This is a genomic window from Hymenobacter persicinus (genome assembly GCF_004167665.1).
Classification (GTDB): domain Bacteria; phylum Bacteroidota; class Bacteroidia; order Cytophagales; family Hymenobacteraceae; genus Hymenobacter; species Hymenobacter persicinus.
This window is the reverse complement of record NZ_SEWE01000002.1, coordinates 48,072-63,806: the sequence shown is the minus strand read 5'-3', so window position 1 is coordinate 63,806 and position 15,735 is coordinate 48,072. Positions and strand designations below refer to the sequence as shown.

Below are 15,735 nucleotides of genomic sequence, written 5' to 3'. Positions count from 1 at the left end.
AAAAAGCGACCCGAAAGGAGTCGCTTTTCAATGAAAGTCAATTTTGAGCCACCAGATTCAACCGGCTTTTAAGTCCTTGATACTTGAACATATCCACCTTCACGGCCCCCACGAATAACTCGGCCTGAATCAGCACCGGAATCTTGTTGCGGTCGTCGGAGAGGTAGACAGATATGGCATTTTCTCCGCGGAAGAGCTTGTTGCTCGGCATTTTCGGGACCAGCTTGATGGCGCGCACGTTGCCGGCTTTGGTTTCCACCGTCTCCCGGCCCTTATAAATCACGTCCATCGTAAATACTTGGTTGTCGAAGAAGCCCTGCACCCGGATGATGTCGCCGATGCGGCGGTTATCGTAGCTCAAGGTACGCAGGAAATAAAAGCCGCTGACCATGTCCTGCACGTTGTCGGGCACCTTGAAGGTTTCGTGCCGGTCGGCTTTGTTCTTTTTCTGGGTTTCGACCTGCACCGTGTTGCGGTGGTGGTCGAAGTCGATGGTTTCCTTTTTGCGGTAGCTGTTTTCCTCGATGTTGCGGAAAAACTTCTGGGGCAGAATGCTGGTCGTGTCGATGTAGGTGCGCCAGGTGTCGCGCACGCGCATGAAAAAGTCGAAGGAGCCAGTGGTCTTGCCCGTCACGGTGGCCTTGAAACAGGGCCGCTCATTAACGCGGTGGATGTCGTTGGACACCTCGATAGTCGCCTCCGCGGCGTTGATCAGGCCGTAGTGCACTTTGTACTGCAGCACCTCACCCCGTTCGAAGCTGGTATTGGGCACGCTGCGGACCGCGTCGCCGGGGCCAAAAGCGAGGAGTGCTGCCAGTGGCAGCAGCAAAGTAGAAAGCAGGAGCGAGCGGCGCTTCATAAGGAATTGGCAAAATTGGATCTGGCCGGTGCTCATTCAAACGGGGTGCCAGCAAAGATATTAGTAACCCCGCAAACTTGCACCGTACCTCAGCAAAAGGAACGCAAATCCCGTTCAGGGGGTTGACGGTCAGATTTTCAGCGGGCCATCACTAACGACAAAAAAAGCCTTCCCGGTTTCCCGGGAAGGCTTTTTTTAAATAGCGAAAACGAAATTCTACTATTCGTCGTCCTCGTCAACGGATTCGTCGGTGGGGATGGCCGCCAGGGCCGCCTCAGGCTCACCCTTTACCATCTGACGAATTTGCTGCTCAATCTTGTCGGCCAACTCGGGGTTGTCGAGCAGAATCTGCTTGACGCCCTCGCGGCCCTGACCGAGCCGGTCGCCGTTGTAGGAGAACCAGGAGCCCGACTTGGCAATGATGCCCATGTCGACGCCTAGGTCGAGGATTTCGCCCACTTTGCTGATGCCCTCACCATAGATGATGTCGAACTCAATCACCTTGAACGGCGGCGCCACCTTGTTTTTGACCACCTTCACCTTGGTGCGGTTGCCGGTCACGTTGTCCTTGTCCTCCTTGATCTGGCCGATACGGCGGATGTCGAGGCGAACCGAAGCGTAGAACTTCAGGGCGTTACCGCCGGTCGTGGTTTCGGGGTTGCCGAACATCACGCCGATTTTCTCGCGCAGCTGGTTGATAAAGATGCAGCAGCAGCCGGTCTTGTTGATGGTACCGGTGAGCTTACGCAGGGCCTGGCTCATCAAACGGGCCTGCAGACCCATCTTGGAGTCACCCATGTCGCCTTCCAGTTCGCCTTTCGGCACCAGGGCGGCCACGGAGTCAATAACGATGATGTCGATGGCACCCGACGAAATCAGGTGGTCGGCTATTTCCAGGGCCTGCTCGCCATTGTCGGGCTGGGCAATGAGCAGGTTGGTGGTGTCGATGCCGAGCTTCTCGGCATAGGATTTGTCGAAAGCGTGCTCGGCGTCGATGAAAGCAGCAATGCCGCCTTTCTTCTGGGCCTCGGCAATGCAGTGCATCGTGAGCGTGGTTTTACCGCTCGATTCCGGGCCGTAGATTTCGACCACCCGGCCGCGGGGCAGGCCGCCAATGCCCAGGGCAATATCCAGGCCCAGCGAACCGGTGCTGATGGCCGGAATGTCGACCACTTTGTTGTCGCTCAGCTTCATGACGGTGCCTTTGCCATAAGCCTTGTCGAGCTTATCCATCGTGAGCTGAAGGGCTTTCAGCTTTTCGGCCTGTGGGTTTGCGGGAGTTTTCTCGGCTTTGTCTGTGGTAGCAGCCATTAGAAGAGGGTTGAGGATAAATGCTTAGGTTTGGTGAATGTAGGCGTTTTTGGCCGCCTAACCTACCATTAACTGGCCTTTTACGCAGGGCGAAGAAGGCTGTTTCTGGTCGGCAATGGGTAACATACCCCGGCTATATTTTGTGCCCACAATGCTAAAAAAATTTGCTGAATTTCGGAGTATAGAGTAATGCTAAAATTTTTGTCAAAGCAGGGCCGGTGCTACTGGCTGATTCTGGTGCTGTTAGCAGTCAGCGGCGGCCAGCAGCAGGCCTGGGCCCAACTCGACAACTCCGCTTTTGGCCGCCCCCTGCCGGTGGGGCCGCAGTACGAGCGGCAGCTGCGCCTCGACGTACAAGCTTTCCTCTTCAACAAGGACAACGAGTATTTCAACAAGATCGACGAGGGCCGTACGTACTTCGGTGCCCACCTGCTGCCCCGGCTCGTGTATTTCCCGACGGCTAACCTGCGGGTGGAGGCGGGCGTGTTTCTGTGGAAAGACTACGGCACCCCGCGCCTGCGCCAAGTGCGGCCTCTACTGACGGTGAAGTACCAGAACGGACCCCACAGCCTGCTGTTCGGCAACATCGAGGGCAACCTGCAGCACGGCTACATCGAGCCCCTATTCGACTTTGAGCGGGTGATGACCAACCGGCTGGAGGAGGGCCTGCAGTACAAAATGCGCAAGCCCCGCCTGAACCTGGACGCCTGGATCGACTGGCAACGGCAGCAGTACCGGTTCAGCAATTTTCAGGAAGAGGTGGCGGGGGGCTTGTCGGCCGAAGCGGCCGTGCTCGGCGACTCTACCGGCTGGTCGTTGCGCATCCCGGTGCAGTTTACGGCCACCCACCGCGGCGGGCAGATTGACACCATCGACAAGCCCTTGCAGACGCTCTTCAACGTGGCGAGCGGGGTGCGGGTGCGCCGGCCCCTAGCCACGGAGTTTTTCCACGCGGTGCACTTCGATGGCTACGTCACGTACTTCGACGACTACTCCTTCACCGACGTGCTGGCATTCCGCCGGGGCAGCGGGCTCTACCTGAACGCCGGCGTCGATACCAAGCTGTCGAACGTGCAGGTGGCCTACTGGCGGGGCAACGGCTACATCTCCCCGCTGGGCGGCCGGCTCTACCGCTCCATTTCCAGCACCGTCAGCGACCCGAACTACACCGAAAAGAACCGGCAGCTGCTCATCGTGCGGTTTTTGAAAGATTACCACCTGCCGGGTGGGCTGATCATCACCACCCGGCTCGAGCCGCTCTACGACCTCAACCACGGCCTGTTCGACTTCTCGATGGCGCTCTACTTCAACTTCAACCAGAGCTTCCTGCTGAAAACAATTCGCGGGGGGGACGTGGAATAGGGCCGAGGTTGGCCTATGCTTAGGCTGCCGGATACAGGGCGTAGTGCAGAATTTCGGGCGCCGCGGCGCTGCGCAAGGGCCAGAGGCGGGGCCGGACGGGCAGGCGGCGGAAGCCCACGTGCTCGGCCACGGCGCAGCTGCGGGGGTTGTCGGCGCGGCAGCGGAGGTCGAGGCGGGCGGCGCGCAGGGCGGAGTGAAAGCCGAAGTGCACGGCGGCGGCCAGGGCTTCCTTGGCGTAGCCCTGACCCTGGGCTTCGGGAGCCAGGTAATACCCGATTTCGGCCGTGACGGCGGCGCTCCAGGTGGGCTTCAGGCTGATGTCGCCGAGGTAGGCCTGGGTGAGGTGGTGCCAGATGCCAAAGACGTAGAGGCGGCCCGTGCGCCAGTCCTGCCGGAAGGTGGCCAGCACCCGGCGCGCATCGGCCAGGGTTTGCACCGACGAAACCCGGGTGGGAAAGGCCGGCCTCAGGTAAGCCCGGTTGGCGTCGATTACGGCGAAAAAGTCGGCTTCGTCGGTGGGCTCGTAGGGGCGCAGTAGCAGGCGGGCCGTTGAAATTGGCGCCAGGGAGAGAACGACGGGCAGAGTAGCATTCATGGGCAGCAGCAAAGAAGCCAGGCCCGCCTGTGTACGGGCGAAGCTGGCAGCTGGGTGGGCGCCGGACGCCCAACAAAAAAGCGCCCCCGGGTTGGGAGGCGCTTTTGGGCCGGCTGGGGGCCGGAAGTTATTTGTTGATGACTAGGCTCGTGAAATGAGGGTGCTGGTACTGCATGGGGCTACCCAGGGCCTGCTGGGTGCGCATCACGTTTACCTGCCGCGCCGTTTCGTTGAAAAACTCCAGGCGGCGAATCAGCATTTCCTTGGTCAGCACGCGGCCTTCCGGGGTGCGCATCGTGGCGCGCTTGTCGTCGAGGATGCGGCGCATGATGGCTTCCGTTTCCGACTCGTGCTGCAAATACTGCTGCTTGAACTCGGCCAGCCGGTCGAGGCCCTCGGTAGTGAGGCGGTACTGCCCGCCGCCCTGGTTGAGCACTTCGCAGAGCACGTACACTTCCAGGGGCAGGGAGGTCAGCAGGGAAGTGGTCCGCAGATCCAGACCGACGCGCACCGCGTCGAGAATCATATCGACGTTGCGCTCAAATTGCTGATAATAAGACTGGGCTTCCATTGGTTAGGGCTTAGGGACGTAGGTTGTTGGGCTTCGGCTAACCGGAGCAGGGGCCGGGCCCTACCACCTACAGGAGTTCTTTGATGATTTGCTCGACGCTGATGCCTTCGGCTTCGGCTTTGAAGTTGCGTACCAGCCGGTGGCGCAGGATGGGCAAAGCTACGGCCTTCACGTCTTCGATGTCGGGGGAATACTTGCCGTTGAGCAGGGCGTTGCACTTGGCCCCCACAATGAGGTGCTGGGAAGCCCGCGGCCCGGCGCCCCACTCCAGCAACTGGGTGGCGCGGCCGGCGGCACGGTCGGTGTTCGGCCGGGTTTTGTGCACCAGCCCCACGGCGTATTCCACCACGTTGTCGGCCACGGGCACGCGGCGCACCAAGTGCTGGTAAGCCTGGATATCGTCGGCGTGCAGAATTTTGCCTACCGTCGGCTTGGTATCCGACGTCGTGTTTTTCACAATTTGCAGCTCGGCCTCGTAGCTGGGGTAGCCCAGTTCGATGTTGAACATAAACCGGTCGAGCTGGGCTTCGGGCAGCGGATAGGTGCCTTCCTGCTCAATCGGGTTCTGAGTAGCCAACACGAAAAACGGCCGCTCCAGCGGATAGCGCTGCCCGGCCACCGTCACGGAGTATTCCTGCATGCTTTCGAGCAGGGCCGCCTGGGTTTTGGGTGGGGTCCGGTTGATTTCGTCGGCCAGCACGATGTTGGCAAACACAGGGCCCTTCACGAATTGGAAGTCGCGCTGCTGGGTCAGGGTCTCGGAGCCCACGATGTCGGAGGGCATCAGGTCCGGGGTGAACTGGATGCGGTTGAACGACAGGTCGAGCGAGTCGGCAATGGTCTGGATGAGCAGGGTTTTGGCCAGGCCGGGCACGCCCACCAGCAGGCAGTGGCCCTGGGAAAACACGGCCGTCAGCACGAGGCGCACCACGTCGTCCTGCCCGATAATCACCTTGCCGATTTCCTTGCGCAGCGTTTGGTAGGAGGCAGCCAGCGCGTCGGCGGCTTCTTTATCGGAGGAGAATGTGCGCATCTAACGGTGAAATAGTGAAGTGGTGAAATTGGGAGTTGGATGGTCAGTTGTCGTAAATCTGCCGTGTCGGTTGCATACGCAGAACCGGCCAGCACAACTTCACCATTTCACAACGTCACCTTTAGTTAACCTGGTCCAGCAGCTTGCAGTCGGCGTACTTGGGGTCGACTTCGATATACACGCTGCCGCGGTTCTTGAGAAACCACTCGTCCAGCGCCTTGTTTTTCTTCTCGTTCAGGGCGGCCTGGGCTATTTTCTGGTAGTCGTCCTTGAGGTTGGCCTGGTGGGGCGGGGTGTTCGACTTCAGCCAGATGATGCGCATGGCGTCCTTGCCGTCGTCGGTGCGGTAGGGCAGGGGCGGGGTGATATGGCCCACCTTCATGGTATCGATGGTGAAGAAAATGGCCGGGTCAATCTTGTCCAGGGGCAGGTAGGTGCTGTTGTCCTGGCGGTTGGCAATCAGGCCGCCGTTGCCGCTGGTGAGCTTGTCGTCCGACTGTTCCTTGGCGGCCTTGGCGAAGCTGATGCTGTCGGCCAGAATGCGGGTGCGCAGCTTGGCCAGCTGGTTGGCCGCCTCGTTGACGTCGTTGTTGCCGGTTGCGGCCTTGAGCAGAATGTGGCGGGTGCTGTAGGAGTCGCCCTTGCGCTCAATAAGCTGAATCAGGTGAAAGCCGAACTGCGACTCTACCACCGGCGACATCTGGCCGGGCTCCAGCTTCAGGGCTGCGGCTTCGTACTGGGGCACGAGCTCCTTGCGCTTGAAGAAGCCCAGGTAGCCGCCTTCCGCGGCCGAGCCGGGGTCTTCGGAGTACTGCTTGGCCAGGGTGGCGAAATCTTCGCCGGCCTGAATGCGGGCCCGGATATCGTTGAGCTTGGTAATGGTTTCCTGCTTGGCCTTGGGGTTCACCTGCGCCAGCTTGATGATCTGGCCCACTTCCACTTCCGTGGAGTAATAGGGCAGGCTGTCCTTGGGCATGCGGCTGAAAAACTGGCGTACCTCCCGGGGCGTCACGGTGACTTTGCCGGCAATGGTTTCCTGCATTTTTTGCTGGACCAGCTGCTCTTTCACCTGGGGCCGCAGGTCGTCCTTGAGCTGCTTGATGGGCTTGTTATAGTACTCCTCCAGCTTTTTCTCCGAGCCAATCTGCTGCACGAAGTAAGCCATGCGGCGGTCCAGTTCGCTTTTCACCTGGGCATCCTCCACCACCACGGAGTCGGTTTCGGCTTTGGCCAGCATCAGCTTGTTGAGCACGATGCTCTGCAGGATGCGGCAGCGCAGGTCGGGGGGCAGGGGCTTGCCTTCGGCCTGGGCCAACTGCTGGGCATAAATGGCCTCCAGGTCAGAGCTAAGCACAATCTGGTTGTCCACCTTGACAATGATGGCGTCCACCACGGTGCGGCCCACCGGGCGGCCTACGCCAAGCTGGGCCTGGCTGGAACTAACGGTACCGGCCAGCAGCACCATGGCCAGCAGCGCTACGCGGGCCGACAAACGAACGAATTGAATCATGGAATCGAGAAGAGTAACGTCCGGAGTGCTGAGCAGCAGCCCGGACCGGTCGGCTTATGAAACGCGCAAAGCCGCCCGTAAATTTCAACATAAATCCTTTCTCCGGCAAAAACCACTAGTTATTGGCAAGCCCGGCCGACTTCAGCATAGAGCCGCTCCGGCCCGGGCGCGTTGCATGGCCGGGCGCCTAAAAGAAAAGCCCCGACCAATGCCGGGGCTTTTCACTGCTAGTGCGCGTGGGGCTACTTGGTAACCAGCTTGTCGACTTCGGCCTGATTCACCTTCACCGGGTACATGTCGCGGAGCTGGGTAATCCACTGCTTCTCCAGGTAGTTCTGGTAGTCGGACGTGGCCTGGCCGCGGGCTTCGGCCAGCGTTTTGGGGCCGGCGGGCAGCACCTTATCGATGGTAACGGCGTAGTAGCGGCCGTCTTTCTGCACGTTGTAGGAGCCGGGGCCGCGGCCCATCAGCTCGTCAACCACCTTGTTGTCGCCTTTCTGGAAGCTGCGCTGCATTACCTGCACGGCCAGCGGGTTCTGCTCGTTGAGCATTTCCTCCAGCGCGGCCGTGTTGGTGCCGGTCATGGCCAGTTGGGCCGAGCCATCGGCGGCGGTCAGGGTGTTGGCCGCGGCCCGCACGCGGCTCGCGGGGGCGCCCTTGCTTTTCAGGTAAGTCACCACATTGTTAGCGCGCTTCTTCGCCAGGGCGGCGCTTTCGCCTTTCTTGGCGCGGCCCGTCACCACCAGTTGCAGCGACGAATCCCCCTGCATCTGGCTGGCCAGCCGGTCGAGGCCGCTCCAGGCTCCCTTCAGAATGTCGGCCGTGCCGGGGCGGAAAGCCACGGTAGCGGGTACGCCGGCCTTCACGGGGTAGCGGCCGCCTTTGAGCTGCTGCTGGGCTTTGGCGAGCAGCTCGGGCGTGGCCGCGCTGATAACCGTGCCCTGCACCCGCGAATCCCACTGGTACTTGCCTTGGTTTTCGGTGAAGAACTTCTGCAGCCCCACCGTATCCTCAATGGCCTTCGACCACACTTTCTCGTCCATGAGCTGGAACAGCAGAATGCCGTCGCGGTACTCCTTGACGAGCATGCGGTAGTCCTCGTACTTATTTTCGAGGTTGGCCTTCTCGTAGTCGGTCAGCTGCTGGTCGGCGTACTGGTCATAGAGCTGTTGCATGGTGAAGCGGGGCTCCGCGCCGGGCCGGGCCCGCTGGTTCTGCTGGGCATAGGTCAGGAAGTCCTTTACCAGGTAGGGCTTGCCCTTGATGGTAAACAGAGGGGAATTGTCGCCAGCGGCTTTGGTGGCCTTGGCCGTGGCGGCCGGGGCCATGTACTTGAAGCGGCCGTGCACCAGGGCCGTGTCGGCCTTGGCCAGCACGTACTCTTTGCTGGCGGCGTTTTCGGTGAAGCTGTTTTCGGTGCGGATGCGCTTGAGGAAGGCGGCGCGGTTCAGCTCCGAGCGGGAGTCCTTGGACACCTTGCTTTTCAGGGCGGGCTCCATGTCCTCGAACTTGGGCACCGACTGCTTTTCAATCAGCTTGATGATGTGCCAGCCGTAGGGCGTCTGCACGGGCGCGGCCAGGTCGCCGGGGTTCTGGAGCTTGAAAGCGGCTTCCTCGAAGCTCGGAATCATGCGGCCCGTGCCGAAGGGTGGCAATTCCCCGCCGTTGGCGGCCGAACCGGCGTCTTCCGAGAACTGGGCCACCAGCTTCTCCCAGTTTTCCTTGCGCTTAAGGCGGGAGTAGAGCTCGTCAATCTTCTTCTTGGCCGTCAGCGAATCGGCCTTGGGCATGCCAGGCGTGGCCCGGATCATGAGGTGGGCCACCTTGATTTCGCCCTGGGCCTGGCGGATGTCGTTGACCTTGATCAGGTGGTAGCCAAAGCGCGTACGCACCGGCTGCGACACCTCACCGACCTTGGTTTTGTAGGCCGCCGACTCAAACGGGTACACCATCTGCATGGCCGTGAAGTAACCCAGCTTGCCGCCATTCTCGCGGGCTGAAGGGTCTTCCGAGGCCTCGCTGGCCACTTTGTTGAAGTCCTCACCGCTGGTCACGCGCTGGCGCAGGGCCATTACCTTCTGGTAGGCGGCCAGCGTGTCCTTGGGGTCGGCGTCGGGGGTGATGCGGATCAGGATATGGGAGGCGTTGACCTCCTTGCTCATCCGGTCGTAGGCCTCGCGCACCAGCTGGTCGGTGACGCTCTTCTCCGTCAGGTAGGGTTGGGCTAGCTGCTGCTTGTAGCCCTCCAGCTCCTGCTTGAAGGCGCGGGTGGTATCGAGGCCGCGCTTCTCGGCTTCGAGCACCTTGAGCTTGAAGTTGGTGTACAGGTCGAGGTACTCGCTGACGCTGGCTTTGGTACCGTACTCCGGGGCCGAGCTGTTGTTTTTGCGGTACACGTAGGCAAACTCCGAGGCTGGAACCTCCGTCGTGCCCAGCGTTTCCACCACGGGCTGTTTGGCAGCGGTAAGGGGTTTGGTCGTCTGGCACCCGGCCAGCAATGCAACGGCAATCGGGCCGGCGTACAGAATGCGTTTGTGCATACAGGGAATAAGAAACTACTAAAGCGAACTGTCGGGGCCGCAACTTAGGAATCGGGTACGGGCGCCTGACGCAATTTTACGGATTTTTTTCGGGCTGCCCCCTGCTTTATCCGGACCGCCTGGATACAAAAAAAGCACTCCGACTCCGAAGTGCTTTTCCCGGCAAAGGCCTAACGCCCTCAGCTGATCTTTTTGTATAAACGGCACACGTTGCGGCTGCCGGAAGTCGTGAATTCCACCCGGTCCATGATGCGGTTGACCAACGTCATGCCCACGCCGCCCTTTTTGCCGGTGCGAATGTGCTCCTGCAAATCCGGCTCCCGGTAGGAGGAAGGCGCGTACGACGACTTGCTGTCGTCCTCGATTTCGATGCCGAACACGTGGTCTTTCACGCTCAGGTGCAGATTCAAGTGCTGGGACTCGTCTTCGCCGTTGGCGTGAATGATCAGGTTGGCCACCACTTCGTCCACGGCCAGCACAATCTGGTTGAGGTGCAAATCGGACAGGCTGTACGCCGCCAGGTATGTGCTGACAAAGTCGCGCACCACCTTCAGATTACTGCGGTTACAACTGATGCGAATTGCGTTTTTCATCCCCTCCCGTTACCCTCCGGCGGTTTAAATAGCGGAAGCTTCCACGGCCGACGGCACGATGGTCATCAGCGCGTCCAGGCCCAGAATCTCGAACACGTTGTGGACTTTTTCCTGCATGTTGAAGAACACCAGCTTCACGCCCGCGTCCTGAAACTGCTGCAGGTGGGAGATGAACACGCCCAAGCCTGCCGACGAGATATAGTTCAGCTTCTGGCAGTCAATCAGCACTTTCTGGTACTTGAGCACATCCGGCTTGGTGAGCTCCGTATCGAGCAACACGGAGGAGCTAGCGTCCAGCTCGCCGTCGAGGGCGAGGGTAAGGGTATTATCGGTAGACTGTTGAGTTATTTTCATGCCTCCTCTGTACGTTAACTTAGGCTGTCGGGTTGGGCCGCCTTGAATTTGATGACCAGCAGGGTCTGGTCGTCGTGCATGGGCTGGCCGGCGCTGAACTCGTCGAGGTCGTGGAGAATCTGCTGCTTAATCTCGTCGGCTTCGAGGTAGTAGTTGCGCTCGAGCATCTGCTTGAGCCGTTCCTCGCCGTATTCCTCCTGATTTGCGCCCCGCGCCTCCACGATGCCATCGGTGTAGATGACCATCACGTCGCCGGGGTTGTAATCGTAGAACTGGTTCTTAATGTGCTTCTCGTAGGAGTCGTTGCGGATAATGCCCAGCCCCAGGCCCGCAGTATGGAAGTACGACACCTCTTCCTTGATGGAGTGGTAATAAAGCGTGTGGCAGTGCCCGGCGCGGGCAAAGACGAAGCCGCCATGCTCGTAGTCGATGATGTAGAGCGAAGCGGTGATGAACGACGACTTTTCCAGGCAGTGGGTCAACGCCCGGTTGGCCATCGACATAAACTTGCTGGGCACCGGAAACTTCTCCCGGTCGTCCTTGGCCAGCGGGTTTTCCTGCATCAGGGCGTGGAAAATCCCCTTCATCTGGGCCATGTGGAAGGCCGCCGTGATGCCCTTGCCCGACACGTCGCCGATGAGGATGGCCAGGCGCTTGCCGGGCAGGTGCAGGAAGTCGTAGAAGTCGCCGCCGACTTCCTTGGCCGCCCGGGCGTGGGACCCGATTTCAAACCAGTTGTCGATGGGTAGGTTCTTGGGAATCAGGCTATCCTGGACCGAGGAGGCGATTTTGAGCTCTTCCTGCACCCGTTCGTTCTGGAGCGAGTTGGCCATCAGGTGCAGATTCTCGATGCTGAGCACGGTCTGGGTCGTGAAGGTCTGCAGGATGCCCAGGTTTTCGCGGTCGAAGCCCTGGCGCTGCTCCTTGAGCATGTAGAGGGAGCCGTATTGCCGCTTGGCGGAGCGCATGGGCATCACAATCAGGGAGCCCAGCTTCAGGTCCAGGCCGCGGAAGCCCCCGCTGTTGGGCAAATCGTTGTTGAGGTACTCGATGTGGCCCAGGTTGTAGTCGGCCAGCAGGGTGCGGATGGCCGTGATGGTTTCCTCGTCGATGTTGTAGCGCTTGCCGTGCAGGGTGCCGCGCAACTCGTTTTCCACGTCGAGCCAGGCGGCATCGGCCTCCACGGTCTGCACGGCCGCGTCGAAGAGCATGTCGTAGACTTCCTGCTCGTTCTGGCCCTTCTGAATTAGCTGGGTCAGGCGCTGCAAACTCAGGATTTCCTCCCGCTTCTGCTCGAAAATACCGGCCGTGGGCAGGTTGAAGAGCGTGACCAGCAGCCCCATCAGGGCGTAGAAGGCCGCAAAAAACACCGTCAGCAGCAGAAACGCGTGCTGGGGCGTGGGGGCCACGAGCTTAGGATCCTGGGCGATGCGCAGGAAATAGGCCACGAAGATGGTCATGCACAGCAGCAGGGCCAACTGCATAAGCACGGCTTCCCACTTCTGGCGGCGGTTGAGGTAGGCAATCCACTTCTGGTGGCTGCTCAGATAAATCCCGAACATGGCCAGCCCGCCGATAATAATGTAAGACAGCGTCAGGGGCGGCGTCCAGTTCAGCAGCCGCAGCAGCAGGGTCGCGCCCAGCAGCACCTCAAACCAGGCCCAGTTGCTGGCAATGGTGGGCGAGGCCCGAAACAGCACCAAGGAGCGCCAGGCATATTTGGTGTTGGCCAAAAACACGACGAACAGCGCCAGATTGACGGTATAGACAACGGCAAACAGAGTGCGGTCGGGAGTGGGGGTACTGAACTGCACGAAGCGCTCCACTAGGTGCAGAGCCACGCAGCCAATGGCCAGCAGCCCCGGCCCCAGCACCAGCCGGCGCAGCAGGCCCACGAAGTCGGTGCCGCGCAGCAGGTCGGGCTGGGCCCGCTGGTAGAGAAACACGCCGGCAACGAACATGGCCTGGGCTGTGAGCGTCACCCACTCGGGGGGCGTGCCGAAGTGGGCCGCAGCGGCGGCGTTGGCATGCAGCAGCGTACTGCTCAGCAATACCACCCAGCTCAGCACGGTGAGGGGCAGGACGGCGGATTGCAGTTTCTGGAGAAAGGGCATGAACAGAATGTGGTACCGCTGCCGGGGCAGCAAGAGGAAAACCGCGGATTGAATCGGTCTGCTAAGATAGGGGCTGATTGCTAAAGAAAAGCGCTAACCAGCTGAATAACCCCGGCGGAATCAGTAGAGTATTCAAAATGAAGCCCATACCGAGGGTGCTAAATTTGGCGTCCCGACCCGCCGATTCTGGCAACCTCAACCGTAGGCGCTGAGGTGAAAAGGGCGCAAAAAAGCGCCGGCGCCGCGGGGCGTCGGCGCTTCACTAGCTGGGCAGCGCGGAAGCTACCGGCTGCTGTAGTTCGGCGACTCGCTCGTGATTTGCACGTCGTGGGGGTGACTCTCGCGCAGGCCGGCGTTGGTGATCCGCACCATGCGGGCCTGCTGCAATACCTCAATGGTGGCGGCTCCGCAGTAGCCCATGCCGGCGCGCAACCCGCCGGCCAGCTGGTAGAGCACTTCGCCGGCGCCGCCCTTGAACGGCACCCGGCCCACGATACCCTCGGGCACGAGCTTCTTCACGTCGTCTTCGGCATCCTGGAAGTAGCGGTCCTTGGAGCCTTCCTCCATGGCTTCCACCGAGCCCATGCCGCGGTACGACTTGAACTTGCGGCCCTCGTAGATAATAATGTCGCCGGGGGCTTCCTCGGTGCCGGCCAGCAAGGAGCCAATCATAATGCTGGAGGCGCCGGCGGCCAGGGCCTTTACCGCGTCGCCGCTGAACTTGACGCCGCCGTCGGCAATGAGGGGTACGCCGGTACCTTCCAGGCCGCGGGCCGCCTCCAGCACGGCCGAGAGCTGGGGTACCCCGATGCCGGCAATGATGCGGGTGGTGCAGATGGAACCGGGGCCCACGCCCACCTTCACGGCATCAGCGCCGGCGTCGGCTAGGGCGCGGGCACCTTCGGCGGTAGCCACGTTGCCGGCAATGACTTCGAGCTTTGGAAACTGCTGCTTGATGGTGCGCACCGCGTCGAGCACGCCCTTGGAGTGGCCGTGGGCCGTATCCACGCTCACCACGTCCACGCCGGCCTCCACGAGGGCGGCCACCCGGTCGAGCAAATCGGCCGTGACGCCCACGGCGGCCCCGACGCGCAGGCGGCCAAACTCATCTTTCGAGGCGTTGGGCGTGCGGCGGCGCTTGCGGATGTCTTTGTAGGTAATCAGGCCGGTGAGGCGGCCGTCCTGGTCCACCACGGGCAGCTTCTCGACTTTGTACTCCTGCAGAATATCCTCGGCCTTGGCCAGGTCGGTGCCGGTGGCGGTGGTCACGAGCCGGTCCTTGGTCATCACCTCCGACACGGGGCGGGCCATGTCCTTTTCGAAGCGCAGGTCCCGGTTGGTCAGGATGCCTTTGAGGGTGCGCTGGGCGTCAATAATCGGGATGCCGCCGATTTTGTGCTTGCGCATCAATTGCTTGGCGTCGCCGAGGGTGGCGTGCTCCTCCAGCGTGAATGGGTCGAGGATCATGCCGCTTTCCGAGCGCTTCACCCGGCGCACCTGCTCGGCCTGGGCTTTGATGCTCATGTTTTTGTGGATGATACCCAAGCCGCCTTCCTGGGCCATGGTAATGGCCAGCTCGGCTTCGGTCACGGTATCCATGGCGGCCGAGACGAAGGGCAGGTTCAGCCGGATGTTGCGGGTGAGCTGGGCGCTGGTATCGGCGTCGCGGGGCAGGACCTCGGAGTAGGCCGGCAGCAGCAGCACGTCGTCGTAGGTGAGGGCCTCGAAGGCAATTTTGGGGCGGGCGTCGGCAGCCATGGCAACAAGATGATTAGGTTTCACTTATTGCCGGGCAAAGCTACGACGAAAACCCGGCTCCGCGGCCCACGCCATGTTATCATTTGGCGTAACGTCCACTCAGGGGCCGGAAACCGCAACAGTTGCCCCGATACTCCACCGCTTTCCGACCCGCGAAACGGGCGGGCCCTTGGGCAAAAGGGCCGCCGCCAAAACCGGCGGGCCGGATTTGGGGTTAAAGCAGCCAGTCGTCCGCTCCGGACGGCCCCGCCCTAATCCTTACTTCATGACCACGACTTCCAAAAACTGGTTTATTACCGGCGTCAGCACCGGCTTTGGCGCCGCCCTGGCCGATTTGCTGCTTCAGAAAGGCGACAAAGTCGCCGCCACTTTCCGCAAGCCCGAGCAGGCCGAGGAATTCACGAAAAAAGCCGGCGCCAACGGCCGCGGCCTCATCTGCGAGGTCACCGACGAGGCCCAGGTTAAGCAAGCCATTGCCGACGCCATCCAGGCCCTGGGCCACCTCGACGTGGTGGTCAACAACGCCGGCTACGGCTCGTTGGGCAGTATCGAGGAAATCGACGCCGACGAGGTGCGCCGGCAGTTTGAGGTCAATGTGTTCGGGCCCCTGCACGTGCTGCGGGCCGTGCTGCCCCACCTGCGGGAGCGGCGCAGCGGCCACGTGCTCAACATTACCAGCATTGGCGGGCTCAAAACGTTCCCCGGCGTGGGCGTCTACAACGCGTCCAAATTTGCCCTTGAAGCCATTGGGGAGAGCCTAGCCCAGCAGGTGGCTCCGCTCGGCATCAAAGTCACCAACATCGAGCCCAGCGGCTTCCGCACCGAGTGGGCCGGCAACTCAGCCACCTACGTCGACACCAAAATTGAGGACTACCGCAGCACGGTGGGCGAAAACCTGAAGGGCATTCAGGGCTACAGCGGCCGCCAGCCCGGCGACCCGGACCGCGCCGCCCAGATCATGTACGACGTGGTGCGCCAGGAAAACCCGCCCCTGCACCTGCCCCTGGGTAAGGCGGCCGTGAAAGGTGCCCGCGACAAGTTCACCAGCCTGGTCAAAGAACTGGAGGCCGTAGCCGCCACCGGCGACTCCGCCGACTTCCCCGAGGGCCAGTAATCAGCGAAACGGCTTGTGTAA

Annotated in this window: 13 protein-coding genes; 2 read left to right on the top strand and 11 right to left on the bottom strand. The window is 61.1% G+C overall.

Features of this window, described 5'->3' with window-relative positions; translation table 11 throughout:
* Positions 1-37: 37 nt before the first annotated feature.
* Together EWM57_RS00925 and recA are read right to left on the bottom strand one after the other, a co-directional pair.
* Positions 38-859, bottom strand: a complete 822-nt coding sequence (locus EWM57_RS00925; RefSeq protein WP_129919254.1) for a DUF3108 domain-containing protein — start codon at positions 857-859, stop codon at positions 38-40.
* 219 nt (positions 860-1,078) lie between these two features.
* On the bottom strand, positions 1,079-2,170 hold the full coding sequence (gene recA, locus EWM57_RS00920; RefSeq protein WP_129919253.1) for a recombinase RecA: 1,092 nt from the start codon (positions 2,168-2,170) through the stop codon (positions 1,079-1,081).
* A 201-nt stretch (positions 2,171-2,371) separates the two neighbouring features.
* Between recA and EWM57_RS00915 the strand changes: the two genes are divergently transcribed.
* Complete coding sequence (locus tag EWM57_RS00915; RefSeq protein ID WP_129919252.1) at positions 2,372-3,532, top strand: hypothetical protein; 1,161 nt, start codon at positions 2,372-2,374, stop codon at positions 3,530-3,532.
* A 19-nt stretch (positions 3,533-3,551) separates the two neighbouring features.
* Here EWM57_RS00915 and EWM57_RS00910 read toward each other — a convergent pair whose 3' ends face one another.
* The 9 genes from EWM57_RS00910 to guaB form a co-directional block, all read right to left on the bottom strand.
* Positions 3,552-4,127, bottom strand: a complete 576-nt coding sequence (locus EWM57_RS00910; RefSeq protein WP_129919251.1) for a GNAT family N-acetyltransferase — start codon at positions 4,125-4,127, stop codon at positions 3,552-3,554.
* A gap of 127 nt (positions 4,128-4,254) precedes the next feature.
* Positions 4,255-4,698, bottom strand: coding sequence for a hypothetical protein (locus tag EWM57_RS00905; protein WP_129919250.1), 444 nt, complete (start codon positions 4,696-4,698; stop codon positions 4,255-4,257).
* 67 nt (positions 4,699-4,765) lie between these two features.
* Positions 4,766-5,731: an AAA family ATPase gene (locus EWM57_RS00900; protein WP_129919249.1), complete on the bottom strand. Its 966-nt coding sequence runs from the start codon at positions 5,729-5,731 to the stop codon at positions 4,766-4,768.
* A gap of 121 nt (positions 5,732-5,852) precedes the next feature.
* Positions 5,853-7,241: a peptidylprolyl isomerase gene (locus EWM57_RS00895; protein ID WP_129919248.1), complete on the bottom strand. Its 1,389-nt coding sequence runs from the start codon at positions 7,239-7,241 to the stop codon at positions 5,853-5,855.
* A gap of 242 nt (positions 7,242-7,483) precedes the next feature.
* Complete coding sequence (locus EWM57_RS00890) at positions 7,484-9,781, bottom strand: peptidylprolyl isomerase (RefSeq protein WP_129919247.1); 2,298 nt, start codon at positions 9,779-9,781, stop codon at positions 7,484-7,486.
* Positions 9,782-9,960: 179 nt separating this feature from the next.
* Positions 9,961-10,374: an ATP-binding protein gene (locus EWM57_RS00885; RefSeq protein WP_129919246.1), complete on the bottom strand. Its 414-nt coding sequence runs from the start codon at positions 10,372-10,374 to the stop codon at positions 9,961-9,963.
* 24 nt (positions 10,375-10,398) lie between these two features.
* Positions 10,399-10,728: an STAS domain-containing protein gene (locus EWM57_RS00880; RefSeq protein WP_129919245.1), complete on the bottom strand. Its 330-nt coding sequence runs from the start codon at positions 10,726-10,728 to the stop codon at positions 10,399-10,401.
* 14 nt (positions 10,729-10,742) lie between these two features.
* Positions 10,743-12,842, bottom strand: a complete 2,100-nt coding sequence (locus tag EWM57_RS00875) for a PP2C family protein-serine/threonine phosphatase (RefSeq protein WP_129919244.1) — start codon at positions 12,840-12,842, stop codon at positions 10,743-10,745.
* A 282-nt stretch (positions 12,843-13,124) separates the two neighbouring features.
* On the bottom strand, positions 13,125-14,600 hold the full coding sequence (gene guaB / locus EWM57_RS00870) for an IMP dehydrogenase (RefSeq protein WP_129919243.1): 1,476 nt from the start codon (positions 14,598-14,600) through the stop codon (positions 13,125-13,127).
* Between the two features lie 265 nt (positions 14,601-14,865).
* Between guaB and EWM57_RS00865 the strand changes: the two genes are divergently transcribed.
* A complete protein-coding gene (locus EWM57_RS00865; protein WP_129919242.1) occupies positions 14,866-15,714 on the top strand; it encodes an oxidoreductase in 849 nt (282 codons plus the stop codon).
* Positions 15,715-15,735: the final 21 nt, after the last annotated feature.

What these genes read in the sequence shown, in the direction of transcription:
- EWM57_RS00925 (WP_129919254.1), bottom strand. Translation starts at nt 859, where the DNA reads ATGAAGCGCCGCTCGCTCCTGCTTTCTACTTTGCTGCTGCCACTGGCA.
- guaB (WP_129919243.1), bottom strand. Translation starts at nt 14,600, where the DNA reads ATGGCTGCCGACGCCCGCCCCAAAATTGCCTTCGAGGCCCTCACCTAC.
- EWM57_RS00875 (WP_129919244.1), bottom strand. Translation starts at nt 12,842, where the DNA reads ATGCCCTTTCTCCAGAAACTGCAATCCGCCGTCCTGCCCCTCACCGTG.
- EWM57_RS00880 (WP_129919245.1), bottom strand. Translation starts at nt 10,728, where the DNA reads ATGAAAATAACTCAACAGTCTACCGATAATACCCTTACCCTCGCCCTC.
- EWM57_RS00900 (WP_129919249.1), bottom strand. Translation starts at nt 5,731, where the DNA reads ATGCGCACATTCTCCTCCGATAAAGAAGCCGCCGACGCGCTGGCTGCC.
- EWM57_RS00910 (WP_129919251.1), bottom strand. Translation starts at nt 4,127, where the DNA reads ATGAATGCTACTCTGCCCGTCGTTCTCTCCCTGGCGCCAATTTCAACG.
- EWM57_RS00905 (WP_129919250.1), bottom strand. Translation starts at nt 4,698, where the DNA reads ATGGAAGCCCAGTCTTATTATCAGCAATTTGAGCGCAACGTCGATATG.
- EWM57_RS00885 (WP_129919246.1), bottom strand. Translation starts at nt 10,374, where the DNA reads ATGAAAAACGCAATTCGCATCAGTTGTAACCGCAGTAATCTGAAGGTG.
- EWM57_RS00865 (WP_129919242.1), top strand. Translation starts at nt 14,866, where the DNA reads ATGACCACGACTTCCAAAAACTGGTTTATTACCGGCGTCAGCACCGGC.
- EWM57_RS00895 (WP_129919248.1), bottom strand. Translation starts at nt 7,241, where the DNA reads ATGATTCAATTCGTTCGTTTGTCGGCCCGCGTAGCGCTGCTGGCCATG.
- EWM57_RS00890 (WP_129919247.1), bottom strand. Translation starts at nt 9,781, where the DNA reads ATGCACAAACGCATTCTGTACGCCGGCCCGATTGCCGTTGCATTGCTG.
- recA (WP_129919253.1), bottom strand. Translation starts at nt 2,170, where the DNA reads ATGGCTGCTACCACAGACAAAGCCGAGAAAACTCCCGCAAACCCACAG.